The organism is Butyrivibrio fibrisolvens, from assembly GCF_023206215.1.
Classification (GTDB): domain Bacteria; phylum Bacillota; class Clostridia; order Lachnospirales; family Lachnospiraceae; genus Butyrivibrio; species Butyrivibrio fibrisolvens_C.
The window spans coordinates 3,286,310-3,303,009 of record NZ_CP065800.1 but is presented as its reverse complement, the minus strand read 5'-3'; the positions used below and the strand labels follow the sequence as shown (position 1 = coordinate 3,303,009).

12 protein-coding genes are annotated in these 16,700 nt (G+C 39.9%); 9 read left to right on the top strand and 3 right to left on the bottom strand.

Annotated elements, in window-relative coordinates:
• Window positions 1-283: 283 nt before the first annotated feature.
• The 3 genes from queA to I7804_RS13805 all read left to right on the top strand — a co-directional run bounded on the left by queA (window position 284) and on the right by I7804_RS13805 (window position 5,285).
• A complete protein-coding gene (queA, locus tag I7804_RS13815) occupies window positions 284-1,372 on the top strand; it encodes a tRNA preQ1(34) S-adenosylmethionine ribosyltransferase-isomerase QueA (RefSeq protein ID WP_022752995.1) in 1,089 nt (362 codons plus the stop codon).
• An 87-nt stretch (window positions 1,373-1,459) separates the two neighbouring features.
• Entirely contained in the window at window positions 1,460-2,431 is a 972-nt protein-coding gene (locus I7804_RS13810; RefSeq protein WP_248403903.1) for a hypothetical protein, read from the top strand.
• Between the two features lie 508 nt (window positions 2,432-2,939).
• Window positions 2,940-5,285 carry a glycoside hydrolase family 2 protein gene (locus tag I7804_RS13805; RefSeq protein WP_248403902.1) on the top strand — a complete coding sequence of 782 codons (2,346 nt, stop codon included), beginning with the start codon at window positions 2,940-2,942 and terminating at the stop codon, window positions 5,283-5,285.
• 131 nt (window positions 5,286-5,416) lie between these two features.
• On the opposite strand, the gene I7804_RS13800 is transcribed toward I7804_RS13805, so the two are convergent.
• Window positions 5,417-6,640, bottom strand: a complete 1,224-nt coding sequence (locus tag I7804_RS13800) for an AraC family transcriptional regulator (protein WP_248403901.1) — start codon at window positions 6,638-6,640, stop codon at window positions 5,417-5,419.
• Between the two features lie 373 nt (window positions 6,641-7,013).
• On the opposite strand from I7804_RS13800, the gene I7804_RS13795 reads away from it, so the two are divergent.
• The 6 genes from I7804_RS13795 to I7804_RS13770 all read left to right on the top strand — a co-directional run bounded on the left by I7804_RS13795 (window position 7,014) and on the right by I7804_RS13770 (window position 13,684).
• On the top strand, window positions 7,014-8,405 hold the full coding sequence (locus I7804_RS13795) for an MFS transporter (RefSeq protein WP_248403900.1): 1,392 nt from the start codon (window positions 7,014-7,016) through the stop codon (window positions 8,403-8,405).
• Window positions 8,406-8,502: 97 nt separating this feature from the next.
• Window positions 8,503-10,227, top strand: coding sequence for a glycoside hydrolase family 3 protein (locus tag I7804_RS13790; RefSeq protein WP_248403899.1), 1,725 nt, complete (start codon window positions 8,503-8,505; stop codon window positions 10,225-10,227).
• A 226-nt stretch (window positions 10,228-10,453) separates the two neighbouring features.
• A complete protein-coding gene (locus tag I7804_RS13785) occupies window positions 10,454-11,299 on the top strand; it encodes an HAD family hydrolase (RefSeq protein ID WP_248403898.1) in 846 nt (281 codons plus the stop codon).
• A gap of 330 nt (window positions 11,300-11,629) precedes the next feature.
• Window positions 11,630-12,790: a family 43 glycosylhydrolase gene (locus I7804_RS13780; protein ID WP_248403897.1), complete on the top strand. Its 1,161-nt coding sequence runs from the start codon at window positions 11,630-11,632 to the stop codon at window positions 12,788-12,790.
• Window positions 12,791-12,863: 73 nt separating this feature from the next.
• A complete protein-coding gene (locus I7804_RS13775) occupies window positions 12,864-13,085 on the top strand; it encodes a hypothetical protein (RefSeq protein ID WP_248403896.1) in 222 nt (73 codons plus the stop codon).
• A gap of 233 nt (window positions 13,086-13,318) precedes the next feature.
• Window positions 13,319-13,684, top strand: a complete 366-nt coding sequence (locus I7804_RS13770; protein WP_022752988.1) for a PilZ domain-containing protein — start codon at window positions 13,319-13,321, stop codon at window positions 13,682-13,684.
• Between the two features lie 211 nt (window positions 13,685-13,895).
• Here the strand turns inward: I7804_RS13770 and aroA are convergent, their stop codons facing one another.
• Window positions 13,896-15,230, bottom strand: coding sequence for a 3-phosphoshikimate 1-carboxyvinyltransferase (gene aroA / locus I7804_RS13765; protein ID WP_248403895.1), 1,335 nt, complete (start codon window positions 15,228-15,230; stop codon window positions 13,896-13,898).
• A gap of 187 nt (window positions 15,231-15,417) precedes the next feature.
• On the bottom strand, window positions 15,418-16,509 hold the full coding sequence (locus I7804_RS13760) for a prephenate dehydrogenase/arogenate dehydrogenase family protein (protein WP_022752986.1): 1,092 nt from the start codon (window positions 16,507-16,509) through the stop codon (window positions 15,418-15,420).
• Window positions 16,510-16,700: the final 191 nt, after the last annotated feature.

Here is a 16,700-nt window from a genome sequence, read left to right as displayed (position 1 = left end):
GAACATATCCTGGCATGAGCTTATAATAAATAATAGTATATCGGAAGGATGGGTGGGCTGTTCGAAGAGGTACGAGAATAATTTGATAGTGCTAATAAAAAATATGAGTGTAAAATTCAAAGAAATAGAGTATAATTAGAATTTCGAGACAATGATTGTTAAATGATGTTCATAAATATGGCTCTTAGTGTCAGCATACCAGTATACTGACTCGTTCATATTTATGGATTGATATCATAAGTATTAGAGATATTCAGGCTAATACGGTAAGGAAGTAATAGATATGAGTACCAATGAGATTAACAACAAAGAAAATGATCCGATGCTCGGACTTCGCACATCGGATTATTATTTTGACCTTCCACAGGAGCTTATAGCACAGGATCCCCTTGAGGACCGTGCTGCATCAAAGCTTCTTGTTATGGACAAAAAAACCGGAGAGATCCAGCACCATGTTTTCAAAGATATCATAGATTATCTTGAGCCCGGAGACTGCCTTGTTCTTAATAACACCAAGGTTATCCCTGCAAGACTTCTTGGAACCAAGGAAGAGACCGGTGCTGCAATTGAGATCCTCCTTCTTAAAAGAAGAGAGAATGATGTCTGGGAGACTCTTGTAAAGCCCGGTAAGAAGATGCGCCCCGGTGCCAGAGTGACATTTGGCGACGGAAGGCTCAAGGCTGAGGTTCTTGAAGTAATAGAAGATGGTAACAGACTCGTTAAGTTCTATTATGACGGTATTTGGGAAGAAGTGCTTGATTCTCTTGGCGAGATGCCTCTTCCTCCATATATCACACATAAACTTCAGGACAAGAATATGTACCAGACTGTTTATGCCAAGTTTGACGGATCAGCAGCTGCTCCTACAGCAGGGCTTCACTTTACACGTGAGCTTCTTGATGCCATTGAGAAAAAAGGCATAGACCTTGCATACGTAACTCTTCACGTAGGTCTTGGAACTTTCAGACCTGTTAAGGTTGATAACGTTCTTGAGCATCATATGCATACAGAGTGGTATCAGGTAACACAGGAAGCTGCTGATAAGATTAATAAAGCAAAAGAGTCCGGACACAGAGTTATCTGCGTAGGAACTACAAGTTGCAGGACTATTGAAAGCGCTGCTGATGAGAACGGTCACCTTAAGGAATGCTCTGATAACACTTCAATATTCATATATCCAGGATATAAGTTTAAGGTCCTTGACTGCCTTATCACTAACTTCCATCTTCCGGAGTCAACGCTTGTAATGCTTGTTTCAGCACTCGCAGGAAGAGAACATGTGCTTAATGCATATAATGAGGCTATAAAGCTTAAGTACAGATTTTTCTCATTTGGAGATGCATGCTTTTTTACAGACAAAATGCCAAAGTGAATTTGTAAGTAGCTTAAGTTAATGGTATAGTGGAACAATTCGTTGGGGGTAACATTATTTATTCAATGCAGTTCCAGGAGACACGATATGAAAAAATATGTATTGGCAATGTTACTTGCAGGATCAGTTGTTTTAGAAGGATGCGCGATAGGATCAGCTCCGTATGTAGAAGGCGTGAATCTTACAGATGGTGCTTCTGATGAAAATGTAGAACAAGGTAATGATACAGAAGCTGGTGATGATGCGGTATCTGCAGATGATACAGCAGTTGAAGATAGTGCTGTAACTGATGAATCTGTAGATGGTGATTATGAACAATTCACCAAAGATTATACAGATGATATAAGGGCTAAGGTTACAGAGATTACAGCTTCTTCTAATTCACTGACAGATGAGCTTACAAGTATAGTAGCTCTTTATGATGAGTATGATAGTCTTAGTACGAACGCTCCTAACCAGACAGCAATGAACGAAGTCTGCGGATGGGGAACTGTTGTATGGAAAGAAGAGTGTCTTAGTCTTCTGGGCAGGATGGAAACAAGTGATTCTGCCGGTTATCAGGATGTTAAGTCAGAATATGATAACTGGGAAAAATATGTACCAGCTATGGCCCAGAAGATGAGCGATAGCTATGCAGATGGCAGCATCTACCCGGTGATCTATTCTTATAATACAGCCATGAGATATAAAAGGTATGCTTATATCCTTGCAAGTTCGCTTGCAGATATTCAGGGAGAGGTAACTTTCAGCTTCCCTGACTCTACTATGTGCGGCTATTATGGCGATTATAGTAGTGACAGCTATCTTATCATCACTGAAGGAATGGAAAGCGGATCTTATGACATCGTGATCCATATAGATGATACCAAAGAGATTCGCGGATGGGGCAGCGTAGATGAGAACTCTGATGGTAGTGAAGTAATTGCTTTTACAAGTGATGACGCAGCAGTTGAAGGAACTATCGACTGCTTTGCATTAGGAGCAACATTCTACGTATCTGCAAGTGATGGATCTATAGTAAGTCAGGAAGAATCCTACGACTTTACATTCAAGTACTAAAAGATAATAAATTTTTTTCAGAACATGCCGCTTTACTGATACAGCGGCATGTTTTTTGTTTCGCCAGCGCTGCCCACTTGAACGGCGCGCTATCACCAAAAGCTTTGCTGGGGCAAGCAGTATATAGATCATTGCCATGCTGTTAATCGTTTTAAACTTCATGGCACGATAGCTGGTGCTTTTCATTCTGGGGTCCAAAACTCGCTTCGCTCAGGCAGTTGGACCCCGGGCAGAATGAAAATCTCCATCTATCATGCTCATGAAGTTAATAAAACGATTAAAAAGCATGGCAATGATCTATATACTGCTTGCCCCAGCAAAGCTTTTGGTGATAGCGCACCGTCCAAGTGGGAAGTCTGTAAATTTTCATTATTTATTGTAAGATCGGGGAGAAAACAAATATTGCTATTTGCTGATATATTTTCCTATCATCTACTAATTTGAATATGCTAACATTTAGAATCGAATAAGCAACTAAACTTTCAAAAACATATATGGTGAGGTTTATATGGTACATACAGTAGAATGGAACAATGATTGGTACTTTGGAAAGAAGGCGTGGCAGGAGATTGACCCCTCAAAGCCATTAGATGGTGAGAAGGTTACTGTCCCCCATACCTGGTACAAAGATGGTGATTATTATCAGGGAGAAGCTTTCTATCAGAAGAGATTTGATTATGTCAAAAAAGATAGTCAGAGAGTATTTGTAAAGTTCTACGGAGTAGATAAATTCTGTAAGATATTCCTTAACGGGCATGAGATAGGCAGCCATGCAGGTGGATACAACCTTTTTGCAGTAGAGCTCACAGATAGTCTTATAAATGGTGAGAATATATTCACTGTCCTTGTAAGTACTGACAAGAAGCTGATGGTATCCCCTATTTCAGGCGATTTTGCAGTCTTTGGCGGTATTCATAGAAAGGTTGAATTCATAGAGACTGAGTATAACTGTTTTGACAGAACCTTCTATGGATGTGACGGCGTTCTTTTTAATACTCTTGTAAATGAGAATGGAGACGGAGAGCTTCTTGCAAGAACAATCTGTTCATTGGAATCAGATACAGATAATGCAAAGGTCAGGATCTCTATCCTTGAAGATGGCAGAGAGCTTGCAGCTGATGAAATTGATATTCAGAAAGCTGACGAAACAGCTATTCAGAAGACTTCTGAAACAGATGTTCATATGACTCATGAAATGGACATTCAGATAGCTAATGGTCTGGATCATACAAGCAGCAAGAAATTCTCAAACTATGAGTCTGGCGATAAGCTCTGCAGAGCTGTAACTATCCCTTCTCCAAAACTTTGGAATGGAAGAGATGATGCTCATATGTATACTGCAAGAGCATCTTTATATATAGATGGTATAGAAGTCGACAGGGTTGATAAAGAGGTCGGCTTTAGAAGTATTAAGATGGATGCGGATAAGGGCTTTTTCTTAAACGGTGAGCATGTAAAGCTCCGCGGCGTTGCCAAGCATCAGGATACTGACGGCGTATTCTCGGCAGCTACTATGGATAACTGGAAGAAGGATATGGAGCTTATCCATGAGATTGGAGCTAACGCTGTGCGTCTGTCTCACTATCCTCATCCTCAGGAAGTATATTCTATGTGCGATGAGATGGGGCTTGTTGTATGGGCTGAGATTCCGCTGCTTAAGCTCCCAGAAGAAGATGACATATTTGAAGATGCAAAGCATCAGCTTACAGAGATGATCCTTCAGAATATGCATCATCCTTCCATATGTTTCTGGGGGATTCAGAATGAGATTGCTATATACGGAGAGTTTCCATATATGGCAGACAGACTCCATGTGCTTAATGATATGGTTCATGCTCTCGATGACAGCAGACTGTCTACCTGTGCTAACCTTAATGTGGTTCACTCTGACAGCACTCTTAATCAGGTTACAGATGTTACAGCTTATAACATCTATTATGGCTGGTACTACGGAGAATTCGCTGACCATGGCAAGTTCCTTGACGAGTTCCATAAGGTGAACCCGAACATGCCTCTTGGTATATCTGAGTATGGCGCTGATACCAATACTGCTTATCATAGTGATGATCCTAAGGTAAACGACTATTCAGAAGAGTTTCAGGCTCTGTATCATGAGAGCGTGTATCCTGAGATGGCTGGGCGTGATTTTGTCTGGGGCAGTTTTGTATGGAATATGTTCGACTTTACAAGTCCTGTAAGACAAGCTGCCAATATCAAGAACAGGAATATTAAAGGCCTTGTGACTTTTGACAGACAGACTCGCAAAGACAGCTTCTATTACTACAAGGCAATGTGGTCATCAGATCCTTTCGTATCTATTGCAAGTAAGAGATATGTGAACAGGTGCGCTGATAAGATCACAGTCAAGGTATATTCTAATCTTGAAGAAGTGACTCTTATCGCATCAGGACATGAATATAGTGCCAAGGTAGATAACGGCAGCGCAGTCTTTGATAATATACCTCTTGAAATGGGAGATAATAAGATCGTTGCAAGGGCGAAAGATGTGTGCGATGAAGCTACATTTGTAAGAGTAGAAGAAGCTGATACATCTTATGTATATGTAGATCAGAACCCGGGACTTAACGTACGTAACTGGTTCCTTGATGAGCAGAGTGAGAAGGAACTGTTTCCTGAGGGTTATCTGTCTATAAGAAGTACTATAAATGACCTTCTTGCATCTAAGGAAGCTACTGCAGTTATAGATAAGAGAATGCCTGACGTTGGTGAGGCGCTTAGAGATATGGTAGGAACCTTTACATTGGAGAAGTTTTTCTTCTATGCAAAACCTGATTATACAGAAGAAGAGATGAAAGCTCTTAATGCAGAACTTACCAAGATCATACAAAAGTGATAAAAACCTTTGATACAGAACTTAAAAATATGGCGAACTGTCTCGTTTATCTATAACTCAAATTCCAGATTGGATATGGACTTTTCAAGTGGGAATTATAGAGCTTTAACTATAGTAAACGAGACAGCACATTACTTTTGTGACAGCATCTTACGATACTGTTTTGGGGTCATGCCTTTTTCTTTTTTGAAGATCCTTGTAAAGTATGTTACATCGGGGATCCCGCAGGAACTTGCAATCTCCTGGACCTGAAGATCCGATGAATTCAATAAGAAGATGGCATGATCTATGCGCTTGTCATTAACATAAGTGGTGAAGGTCTTGCCGGTCTCTTTTTTGAAAAGAGTAGCAAGGTAGCTTTTGTTAAGGCCAAGGCTGTCTGCAGTACTTTGAAGAGTAAGATCTGTATCTGTAAGGCTTAGCATTATGTGATTGATGACCTTCTGCATTGTAGGAGAGTAGCCGGTTGTAGAATTGCGCTGAACCATATTACAGTATTTTTTTAGTATTTCTCTATGAACGTCCTGTACCTGATTTGGCGAAGTCATGTTTTCAATCAGTATAGCCATTCTTCGAGACATTTCATCTAGATGGACAGGATGCACATTGCCTCTCTCTGCGCCTTTTCTGCATATTGTGTTGAATGCCAGCATGTTATTTTTTTTACTTCTTAAGGTATTGGTGGATCTGTTGTCGATATTAGTGATCGCTTGATCGGTACTGTATTTCATGGCAGCATTAAAATCGCCTCTGGATATACAATCGATGACCTTCTCTTCAAGTTTATATCTGTATTCCAGGCGTTCCATGATATCTTCATAATTGTCCTTGTCCATGGTGGGCAGATACTCTGCATCGCCGCTTTCCTGCTGCTTTAGATATTCTATCTTGAACAGACCGGGGCCGTATATATTTTCGCCAAGTGTTTCCAGAAAAGCTTCTAATACTGATGAGTCGCTGATCGAGGGGATAGTTGCAAAAAACTGATTGATAAATACTCTTAGGTTTTTAGGAATCCCAAGTTTGTCACAGATTGCTATCGTACGGTGGATTCCTGATATTTCGGTAAGATAAGGGCCTACGAATAAAGCAGTATTGAGTTCCTGCTCGGGAATTGGGATGATAATACTGTGACAACTGTATATATCTGTGAGCATATAGATGATATGCTGATCGATAAAAGACTGGTTTATTCCTTCAAAATCGAGAATTGATTCAGTCTTTTTGGACATAATGGCTTTTCTGAGCCCGAGGTCTATGTCATCCGGAAGTGGTTCACCTACATTTACAATATTGGTTCCAAGATTTAATTTGTTAAAAAAAGAAACAGCATAGTCTAAGTACTGATTTTTCATAAATAACCTCTGATTCCTGCCATAAAATGATTAACAGTGTGATAATGATCCATATACTGCCTGATTCTGTAAAGGCTTTGGAGATGCTGGTTCGCCAAAGTGAGGAGTAATAAGTTTATGAGACGGACTAAATTTTGGAAATATTGTACTATATTTGCCTGAAAAATAAAATGTAAATATTATCCTATTTTTAACAAACATACTCATTGTTCTTATTTCTTGCGAAGTTTATTATAACATAACATCAATGAAAAACCTTATTGGGGATTACAAAGGAGAATTTAAAATGTAACAAGAAAAAAATGGGTTAAATAAGGCTAAATGGTGGCAGATTGCAGGCCTTGCAGTAAATGATATCGCCACAAACCTGTATATGTGGGAGATGATCTTTATATCCTACTATCTTAACGGAATAATCGGAGCAAGCGTTGTCATCGCATCTTCACTTGCTACAGTTATGAGATTATGGGACGGTGTTACAGATCCTATCATCGGAATAATCCTTGATAAGACTAAGGGTAAATTCGGTAAGAACAGACCTTTCCTTGTATGCGGTCAGATTATAATGCTTGTAATGTCAGCATTCATGTTCTTTGTAACACCTAAGTTTCCTAAGGCAGCTCAGTTCTGGATATTCGTTGTATTCTATGCAGTATATATCGTTGGATACACATGCCAGTGTGTAGTTACCAAGTCAGCACAGACATGTCTTACCAATGATCCTAAGCAAAGACCTACATTCGGTATCTATGCAGGTGCCCTTAATACAATATTCTTCACAGTTGCACCTCTTTACTCATATACATATCTTCTTAAGAAACATAACTATCAATTTGGTATGGACTACTTCCAGGAGATGTGGGTAGTTGTAGCAGCGCTTTCTCTTTTCCTTACAGTTATAACTTACATAGCTATAAGAAGTAAGGACAGACCTGAATTCTACGGAACAGGTAATACAGATAAGCAGAAGATTAAGCTTAAAGACTATATAGATGTCCTTAAGCACAACAGAGCTCTTCAGATGCTTGTAGTATCAGCATCCACAGACAAGCTTGCTACACAGATGAATGGTAATGCTACTGTTGCTATCATTATCTATGCTATTGTATGCGGCAATGCAGGTGCTAACGGACTTATCGGAACATATACTATTGTTCCAAGTATACTTATCCTTGCATTTGGTATTGGTTTTGTAGCCAGAAACTTTGGACAGATGAAGGGATTTAAGTTCGCAAGTTATGCAGCACTTATCATCATATGCGTACTTACAGCAATGTTTGTATTTGGTGATCCGACACAGCTTTCACTTCCGGGTGATGGCAAGTTCACTGGATGGAACGCATTCTCAATTGCTTTTGTAGTACTTATGGTGTGCTTCACAGGCTTTAAGCAGATCGCAGGAAGCCTTGTATATCCTATGACTGCTGACTGTACAGATTACGAAGTATATAGAAGCGGAAGATATGTGCCTGGTCTTATCGGAACAATCTTTAGTTTCATTGATAAGCTTATCTCATCACTTGCGCCACTTATCATCGGTATCCTGTGCGCTAAGGTAAGCTCATCAGCTCAGCTTCCTACTGTAGATACACCTTATTCTAAGGGACTTGCAGCAGTTGGTATCTTCTGCATGTTTGGTATTCTTATCTTCGGATACCTTTGTAACATAATAGCAATGCATTTCTATCCTCTTACAAAAGAGAAGATGGAGAGTATTTCAAAGGACATAGCTGATATTAAGGCAAAGTCAATTGAAAAGGAGTAAGTTTGAAAATGTTACGTTTTCAAACCCGAATTGGTGTCGCGAGCTCCATCAATTCGAACCATTAACCACTTGTTTCACTCGCGGCATGAGGTAAGTAATGGTAAATCTTAAAGAAAAACCTTTTAATTTAAACGAAGAAGAACTTTCCTGGGTCAATGAAACTATTAGTTCAATGACTGAAGATGAAAAGATCGGTCAGCTCTTCATAAACCTGACTCTTCAAAGAGATGAAGAGAGTCTTTCAAAGCTTATAAATGAATATCATATAGGTGGCGTTCGTTGGCAGGGCGGAACTTTGGAAGAAATATATGAGCAGAACAAGTACTTCCAGGAGCACAGTAAGGTTCCGGTTCTTATTGCGGCTAACACAGAAGCTGGTGGCAATGGCGCAGTATCAGAAGGCACTATGGTAGCAAGCGGTGCTGCCTGCGGAGCTGCTAAGACAGACAGCGTTGTAAGAGCTATGGCATCTGTAGGTGCTGATGAAGCTAGTGCTATAGGTTGTAACTGGGCATTTGCTCCTGTATGCGATGTTGTCTCTAACTGGCGCAATACTATAGTAAATACAAGAGCTTTCGGAGATGATCCAAAGCTTGTTGCAGATCGATCTCTTGCATATATGGATGAGTATACTAAGAGAGGAATCGCCTGCGCTGCCAAGCATTTCCCCGGAGACGGATCAGAAGAAAGAGATCAGCATCTTGTAATGGGATGTAATGATCTGTCAACTGATGAGTGGGATGAAAGCTACGGATATGTATATAAGTCTCTGATTGATGCTGGTCTTGACAGTATCATGGTGGGACATATCTGCCAGAAGGCTTATTCCAAGAAGTTCAGACCTGATATCAAGGATTCTGAGATCATGCCTGCAACTCTTTCTAAAGAGCTTCTTCAGAACCTTCTTAGAGAGCAGCTTGGCTTTAATGGACTTATCGTTACTGATGCTACTCATATGGTAGGACTTACAGCTACTATGCCTAGGAAGGATTATATACCCGGAGTTATTGCAGCAGGATGCGATATGATCCTTTTCTTCAATGATCCTTCTGAGGATATTGATTATATAAGACAGGCTCTTAGGAATGGAACAATATCCAAGGAAAGACTTGATGATGCTGTTCTTAGGATCCTGGGACTTAAGGCAAAACTTGCTCTTAACAATATGAAGTTCCCGGAAAAGGAAGGTTTGTCAGTAGTTGGATGCGATGAGCATCATAAGAAGGCAGAAATGGCAGCTGACGAGAGTATAACTCTTGTTAAGGATACACAGAATATCCTTCCACTTGATCCTTCTACCAAGAAGAATCTTCGTCTTTATTTTATAGAGAGTGCTCCTGTATCACTTTTAAATGGTGCTGATAAGGCTAAGGCTATGCTTGTGAAAGAGCTTGAGGATGCAGGCTTTAACGTAACTGCTCCTAAAGATTACTACGAGCTTGAGATGGAGAAGCAGAGTCCTTTTAATAAGTTCAGAGTTATGGGACATGAAGGTCGTGAGCAGTTTAAAGAAAATACTGATGTGGTTCTCTTTGTTGTTAACATGAAGGGATATGCTCAGACCAATAATGTAAGACTGTGTTATGATGCATCTCACTCAGCACAGAACCCATGGTTTGCAGGAGAGGTACCTACAATTGCAGTATCTTTAAACTATACTAATCATCTGTATGATATACCTATGATGAAGACTTATATCAATGCATACGGTGACAGCAAGGAATATCTGCATGCACTTGTAGAAAAGCTTACAGGTAAGTCTGAGTTTAAGGGCACTGCCAATGACCTTGTATGGTGTGGCCGCTGGGATACAAGACTTTAATACAGATAATACAAATCCTTATTATGAAGGTTATGAATACTATAGTATGAGATAATGCCCCAAAGGTAGATTTGCAACATACCTCATAGTATACAGACTTCATAATAAGGATTTAATAGCGTATAAAAGTTTTTTATTTAGGAAGGAAAAGTTTGAAGGTGTTCTACTTTCAAACTCAAATTGATGACGCGAGCTCCATCAATCTGAACCATTAGTCACTCGCGACATGAGGTTAAGTATGTCTTTATTTGATTCATTTACTAAAAAGAAAGATTTTATAGTATGCATAGACTCTGATGGATGTGCTATGGATACAATGAATATCAAGCATTATAGATGCTTTGGACCTTGCATGGTAAGAGAATGGGGCCTTGAACAGTGGCAGGATGAGATCCTTACCAGCTGGAACAGGGTTAACCTTTTTACAAAGACAAGAGGAATTAACCGCTTCAAGGGCCTGGCAGTTGCATTAAAAGAAGTTAATGACAGATATAAAGCTATAGAAGGTGTTGAAAAGCTTGTAAAATGGGCAGATGAAGCTCCTGAACTTAGTAATAGGGCAGTAGAAGCTATGATCCCAAACGGTCAGATTTTTGTCAAGGCTCTTAACTGGAGCAGAGCTGTCAACGAAGGCATAGAAAAGCTCCCCAAGGAAGAGATTAAACCCTTTGATGGTGTTAAAGAGACTTTGGAAGAGATTCATAAAAACTGTGATATAGCAGTTGTTTCAAGCGCCAATCCCGAGGCTGTCAAAGCTGAGTGGGAGAGATTCGGTCTCCTTGACTATGTAGATATTCTGTGCACTCAGGATATGGGCAGTAAGGCATACTGTATCGGTGAGATTGCCAAAAAAGGCTATGACAAAAGAAATATCCTTATGTGCGGAGATGCAGTAGGTGATATGAAAGCAGCTAAGTCCAATGGCGTATTATATTATCCTATATGTGTTAATAAAGAAAATCAGTCCTGGACAAAGCTTAGAACAGAATCACTTTCAAAATTTACAGACGGAAGCTTCGATGATGGATACCAACAAAGTCTTATAGAAGAATTCATGGATAATCTTAAATAATTCAAGCTTTGCACTTGGACGGGCCGGCATCCCCAAAGTCTTTGCAGGGGCAGGCAGTATATAAATCATTTCCACGCTGTTAATCGTTTTATGAATTCATGGCATGATATCTGTAGCTTTTTATTCTTCTGGGGTCCAAACTCGCTTCGCTCAGACAGGTGGACCCCTGGCAGAATAAAAACCACAGCTATCACGCTCATGAATTCTATAAAACAATTAAAAAGCGTGGAAATGATTTATATACTGCCTGCCCCTGCAAAGACTTTGGGGATGCCGGCCCGTCCAAGTGGGAGTTAAATAATAATTTATGACATGAGGTAAAAATAAAAAATGAATCCATATTTACCACTTGATGAATATATCCCTGATGCAGAACCCAGGGTATTTGAAGGAAGACTATATGTATACGGATCGCATGATCTTGCAGGAGGAGAAAAAGGATACTGTGCAGGAGATTATATGGTATATTCTGCTCCTTTAGATGATCTGTCTGATTTCAGACTCGATTCGGTAGCTTTTAGAAGACAGGACTGCCCGGATCTTACTGAAGGTGATGCAATGGCTGCACCTGACTGCGTAAAAGGAATTGACGGAGCATACTATCTGTACTTTAATACCAACAGGCAGAAAGTATGCCGTATCGCAAAAAGTGAAAGCCCTGCAGGCCCTTTTACCTACTATGGTGAAGTGCAAAGAAGTGATGGAACAGCATATGATGATTATAAGATGTTCGATCCCGGAGTCTTGGTGGATGATGGGCATGTGTACTTATATGTAGGCTTCTGTATGCCAGGACCTGTTCCGGAGAAATACAGGGGACTTAAATCTCCCTTTGCTCCTACAAGTATCGGATATGAACTTGCGTCTGATATGAAGACGATCATAAGTGGACCATTCCCGATCATACCGGGAGGTAATGTTTCTGAAGGTACCGGTTTTGAAGGGCATAGTTTCTATGAAGCATCAAGCCCCAGAAAAATAAATGACAAGTATGTAATGGTATACTCGAGTGAGCAAAAGCATGAGTTGTGCTATGCTGTATCGGATAAGCCGCTTGAAGGTTATAAGTACAAGGGAGTTCTTATAAGTAACTGTGATCTTGGATATGAAGGTAATACAGAACCTGTTATGCCTTATGGCAATAACCATGGAGGACTTGTCATGATAAATGGAGATTATTATATCTTCTATCACAGGCAGACTCATGGAATAGAATGTTGCAGACAAGGATGTGCACAGAAGCTTATTATAGATGAAAATGGCGATTTTATGCAGGCTCAGGTTACATCGGGCGGATTATCGGGAACGATAAAGGCTAAGGGAGTTCTAAATAGTGCTTATTGCTGCGGTCTTGCAAGTCCTGATATTCCTAATGACAGTCTTCATGAAAAAAGCGATAGAATGCTGTCAGAACCTCATATCTATGAAGATCCTGATACCAAAGAGCACTATATTAAAAGAATAAAAAAATCATACAAAGGTAACTTTTAAATATTTTGATATTGAGGATTTAAAGGCGATAAGCCTTTCGCTTAAAGGAGAGAGCGAGTGTAAGGTATCTGTTATGATCTTAAAAGATGGGAATATTGTATCCCAAAGTAGTAAAGATATTAGATTATCAGCTAAAGATTCTTTTGTATCTGGCGGATCATCTGCAGATGGCGAGACTGATTGGAAGTCATATGTTATAGAGCTTCCGGGAAAAGTGAGTGAGACAAAGTGCAGCATTGAAGTATGCTTTGATGCTGATAAGGAGATCTGTTTTAAGGAAATAGAGTTTATATGATGGTAAGCAATACGCAATAACGTATATTACTTGCCATTGATGCGTATTTGCGATATATTAAAAATAGGAGCTGATCTGTTTTCTTAGAGTGTGCCAAAGCATGAGAATATTCAATTTTCATATCCAAAATGGTGCTGCGAGCTCCAACAATTTGAACCAAATGCCACTTTCTTTGCACGTGACATGAAGTTGGGTTTAGAACACGATTATCAATAAATACGGGAGATTACATTATGAATGAGAGACGTAAGAGTAAGAGATTATCAATGACAGGAAAGCTTATGCTCAAGGCGCTTAGTGGTGATGGTCCGGAATCTGAAGTAGCTATTGATATTCAGAATTGTTCAAGACATGGATTGGGTTTTAATTGCGCAAAACAGCTTATGATAGGCGATAACTATCAGGCAGAGCTTACAATATGGACCAAAGAGGTTATCAATGTATTCCTGCAGATAGTTCGTTCTGAAAAAAGAGAAGATGATACCTATAATTATGGATGCATCTTCATAGGAATGCCTGATTCTGACAGGCAGCGTATAGCAGTCTATGAGACAGTAGAAGAGCTGGTACCTCATGACGATGATGATGACGAAGAGTAAGTATTTTAGAGAGATTTAAGCCAAGCATTATCGCTTCTTAGGCTTATACTGTATGAACATGTTTATTTTGTTATAAATAAAAAGTGGTGCAGCTAGGATGTTTATCTTAGTTGTACCACTTTTCTTGATTCAAAGTTGGAGGTATGAAAATATACCGTTTTCATACCGGAATTGATGTCGCAAGCTTCATCTATTTGAACCTTTACATCAGTTAATTGTTCTTAAGATTGTTAAAGTCTCTGAAGAAAGTAGGATAGGAGATATCTACGCACTTCTCATCCTTGATCTTGGTCTCGCCATTTGCTACAAGTGATGCTATAGCAAAGCTCATGGCGATTCTGTGATCCTTGTGAGAATCAATGACAGCGCCGTGAAGAGGTTTGCCGCCATTTATGATCATACCATCTTCTGTAGCAGTGATATCTGCGCCCATAGCTTTAAGATTATCAACTATAGCATCGATTCTGTTACTTTCCTTGACTTTGAGCTCAGCAGCATCTTTTATAATAGTCTTGCAATTAGCTACTGCTGCAAGGACTGCAAACATCGGGATCTCATCGATCATAGTAGGTATCATCTTGCCGCCAAGTTCAAAGGTATCATTGTTGGGGCTTTTTAGTTCTGAGTATCTTACAAGGATATCAGCTCTTGGCTCCATGTCATTATTTTCATTAAGAAGTGTAATATCAGCCCCCATCTGCTTGAGAGCAGCAAGGAATCCTGCACGTGTTCCGTTTATGCCAACGTTATGTATAAGGACTTCTGATCCCGGTACGAGGAGAGCGGCTGCTATAAAGTATGCAGCTGAGCTTATGTCTCCGGGGACATTGATCTTTCTTCCATACAGTGGCATTCCAGGATGAAGTACGGCTGCGGATGGGCCGTAGCGTGTAGCGTCATTGTGAACATCTACGCCAAAGTACCTTAACATGATCTCGGTATGGTTTCTGGATAGAGCAGGCTCGTGGACTACAGTATCTCCCTGAGCATAGAGTCCGGCAAGGAGAATACAGGACTTGACCTGAGCAGAAGCTACCTGATTATGGTATACGATTCCGCGAAGGTTATGACCGCCTTCTATGTGAAGAGGGCAGCATCCGTTATCTTTAACGCTTGTGACGCTTGCACCCATGTCTGACAGAGGTCTTATGATCCTGCCCATGGGTCTTTTTTCAATAGATTCGTCACCGGTGATATCGGTGTCGAATTTCTGGGCAGCAAGGATTCCTGACATGAGTCTTGTGGTTGTACCGCTGTTACCGGTATATAGAGTAGTTGTAGGCTCTTTTAGTCCATGAAGTCCCTGTCCATGTACGGTGATAGTAGGAACGCCGTTAAGCGGCCTGTCGGAGCGCTCGATGAGTACTCCCATCTTCCTGAAACAATCAATTGTTGACAGACAGTCGGCACCTTCAAGGAAGCCTGTAATCTGTGAGGTGCCTTCTGCAAGAGCAGCGAACATAATGCTGCGATGGGAGATGGACTTATCTCCGGGGACGTATACCTCACCTTTGAGTGGTTTTGGTGCACTTGTTAATTTGATCATAGTAACCTGCCTTATTGTGAGATTATATTTATTGCATTGATTTAATAGTCATGATATACACCTATAAGTATATAGGTATGTTTGGTCTGAACTTATCATAATCAAGATGGCTTTAGCTGTAAGCTTGTATATCTATAACTTTGTATATCTGTTATATTGGATGAATATAAACGAGATAGTACAATTATCAGTTAACGATATAGCCATGTGACTTAAGAAGTGCGATAGATTCGAGCTGATCGTGCTCATCTCCAAACTCTATCTGCAGACTTCCGCTTTGGTACTCGCGGTTATGAATAATGCCAATATTCTTGATGTTGATATTGTGAACAGCAAGGAGCGTAGCAACTGTGGCAAGGACGCCGGGCTGATCGGCAATATCAATATGAATGGTATATACCTTTTTGATAGGTCCGCCTGAAGAGTCGATGAAGGATTCGCGGTATTCTCTTGCATCTTTGAAAAAACTTATAATGCTGTCTCCATCACCCTTGTCGATCTTATCTTTGATATCCTGAAGAGAATCTATATATTTTCCCAAAAGGCTTGAAATATTCTCAGTATTGGTAAGACATATCTGTTGCCACATGACAGGAGATGAAGAGGAGATCCTTGTTATATCCTTAAAACCGCCTGCTGCAGTTAGCTTCATAAGGCCGTTCTCAGAATCGGAATTCCTGACAAGATTCACAAGTGAAGCTGAGATCACATGAGGAACATGTGATATGGCAGCTACGATATAGTCATGTTGCTTGTGATCCATTACAAGAGGAATGGCACCCATACTCTTGACAAGATCGTAGAATGCGTTCAGCTTCTTATCAGAAGTTTTTGGAGTCTTGGTAAGGATATAATAAGCATTTTCAAGTATTATAGGTTTAGAATTGATATACCCTATTCGCTCTGTTCCTGCCATAGGATGACCGCCTATGAACTTATCATCAAGGGAAAGTTCATGGATGCGTTCATGGATCTTCGTCTTTACAGATCCTATGTCAGTCAGGATAGCATCTTCTTTTAAGTATTTACATATCTTATCAATATTGGCTATATTGACCTTTACAGGTGCACACAAAAAGACATAGTCACATTTTAGAAAACGTTCATCTATTTCAGTGCATATCTCGTCTGTGATGCCGTCTGCGCGGGACATCTCCAGGGTTTCAAGGTTTACATCATAAGCTATTATAGTAAGATTTTTGTTGCCGTTTTTGAGAGCCTTGGCCATAGATCCGCCGATAAGGCCAAGTCCTATAAATCCACAAGTTAAGTTTTCCATATTAAGTCCAGATATTATTCAAAGATTTTTATTAAATGACATTTTTAATACTATAACACTTTAAACTGCGAAAGACAACTGTAAAATAGATATTTCTGTGATGACTATTGCAGTAAATATCGGTCAATAACAATTATGTACGATATTGAGTAAGTCATATTTTTATTATTAAAAATATTAAAAGTATATTG

What these genes read in the sequence shown, in the direction of transcription:
- I7804_RS13800 (WP_248403901.1), bottom strand. Translation starts at nt 6,640, where the DNA reads ATGAAAAATCAGTACTTAGACTATGCTGTTTCTTTTTTTAACAAATTA.
- aroA (WP_248403895.1), bottom strand. Translation starts at nt 15,230, where the DNA reads ATGATCAAATTAACAAGTGCACCAAAACCACTCAAAGGTGAGGTATAC.
- I7804_RS13795 (WP_248403900.1), top strand. Translation starts at nt 7,014, where the DNA reads ATGTGGGAGATGATCTTTATATCCTACTATCTTAACGGAATAATCGGA.
- I7804_RS13805 (WP_248403902.1), top strand. Translation starts at nt 2,940, where the DNA reads ATGGTACATACAGTAGAATGGAACAATGATTGGTACTTTGGAAAGAAG.
- I7804_RS13775 (WP_248403896.1), top strand. Translation starts at nt 12,864, where the DNA reads ATGATCTTAAAAGATGGGAATATTGTATCCCAAAGTAGTAAAGATATT.
- I7804_RS13780 (WP_248403897.1), top strand. Translation starts at nt 11,630, where the DNA reads ATGAATCCATATTTACCACTTGATGAATATATCCCTGATGCAGAACCC.
- I7804_RS13760 (WP_022752986.1), bottom strand. Translation starts at nt 16,509, where the DNA reads ATGGAAAACTTAACTTGTGGATTTATAGGACTTGGCCTTATCGGCGGA.
- I7804_RS13790 (WP_248403899.1), top strand. Translation starts at nt 8,503, where the DNA reads ATGGTAAATCTTAAAGAAAAACCTTTTAATTTAAACGAAGAAGAACTT.
- I7804_RS13785 (WP_248403898.1), top strand. Translation starts at nt 10,454, where the DNA reads ATGAGGTTAAGTATGTCTTTATTTGATTCATTTACTAAAAAGAAAGAT.
- I7804_RS13770 (WP_022752988.1), top strand. Translation starts at nt 13,319, where the DNA reads ATGAATGAGAGACGTAAGAGTAAGAGATTATCAATGACAGGAAAGCTT.
- queA (WP_022752995.1), top strand. Translation starts at nt 284, where the DNA reads ATGAGTACCAATGAGATTAACAACAAAGAAAATGATCCGATGCTCGGA.
- I7804_RS13810 (WP_248403903.1), top strand. Translation starts at nt 1,460, where the DNA reads ATGAAAAAATATGTATTGGCAATGTTACTTGCAGGATCAGTTGTTTTA.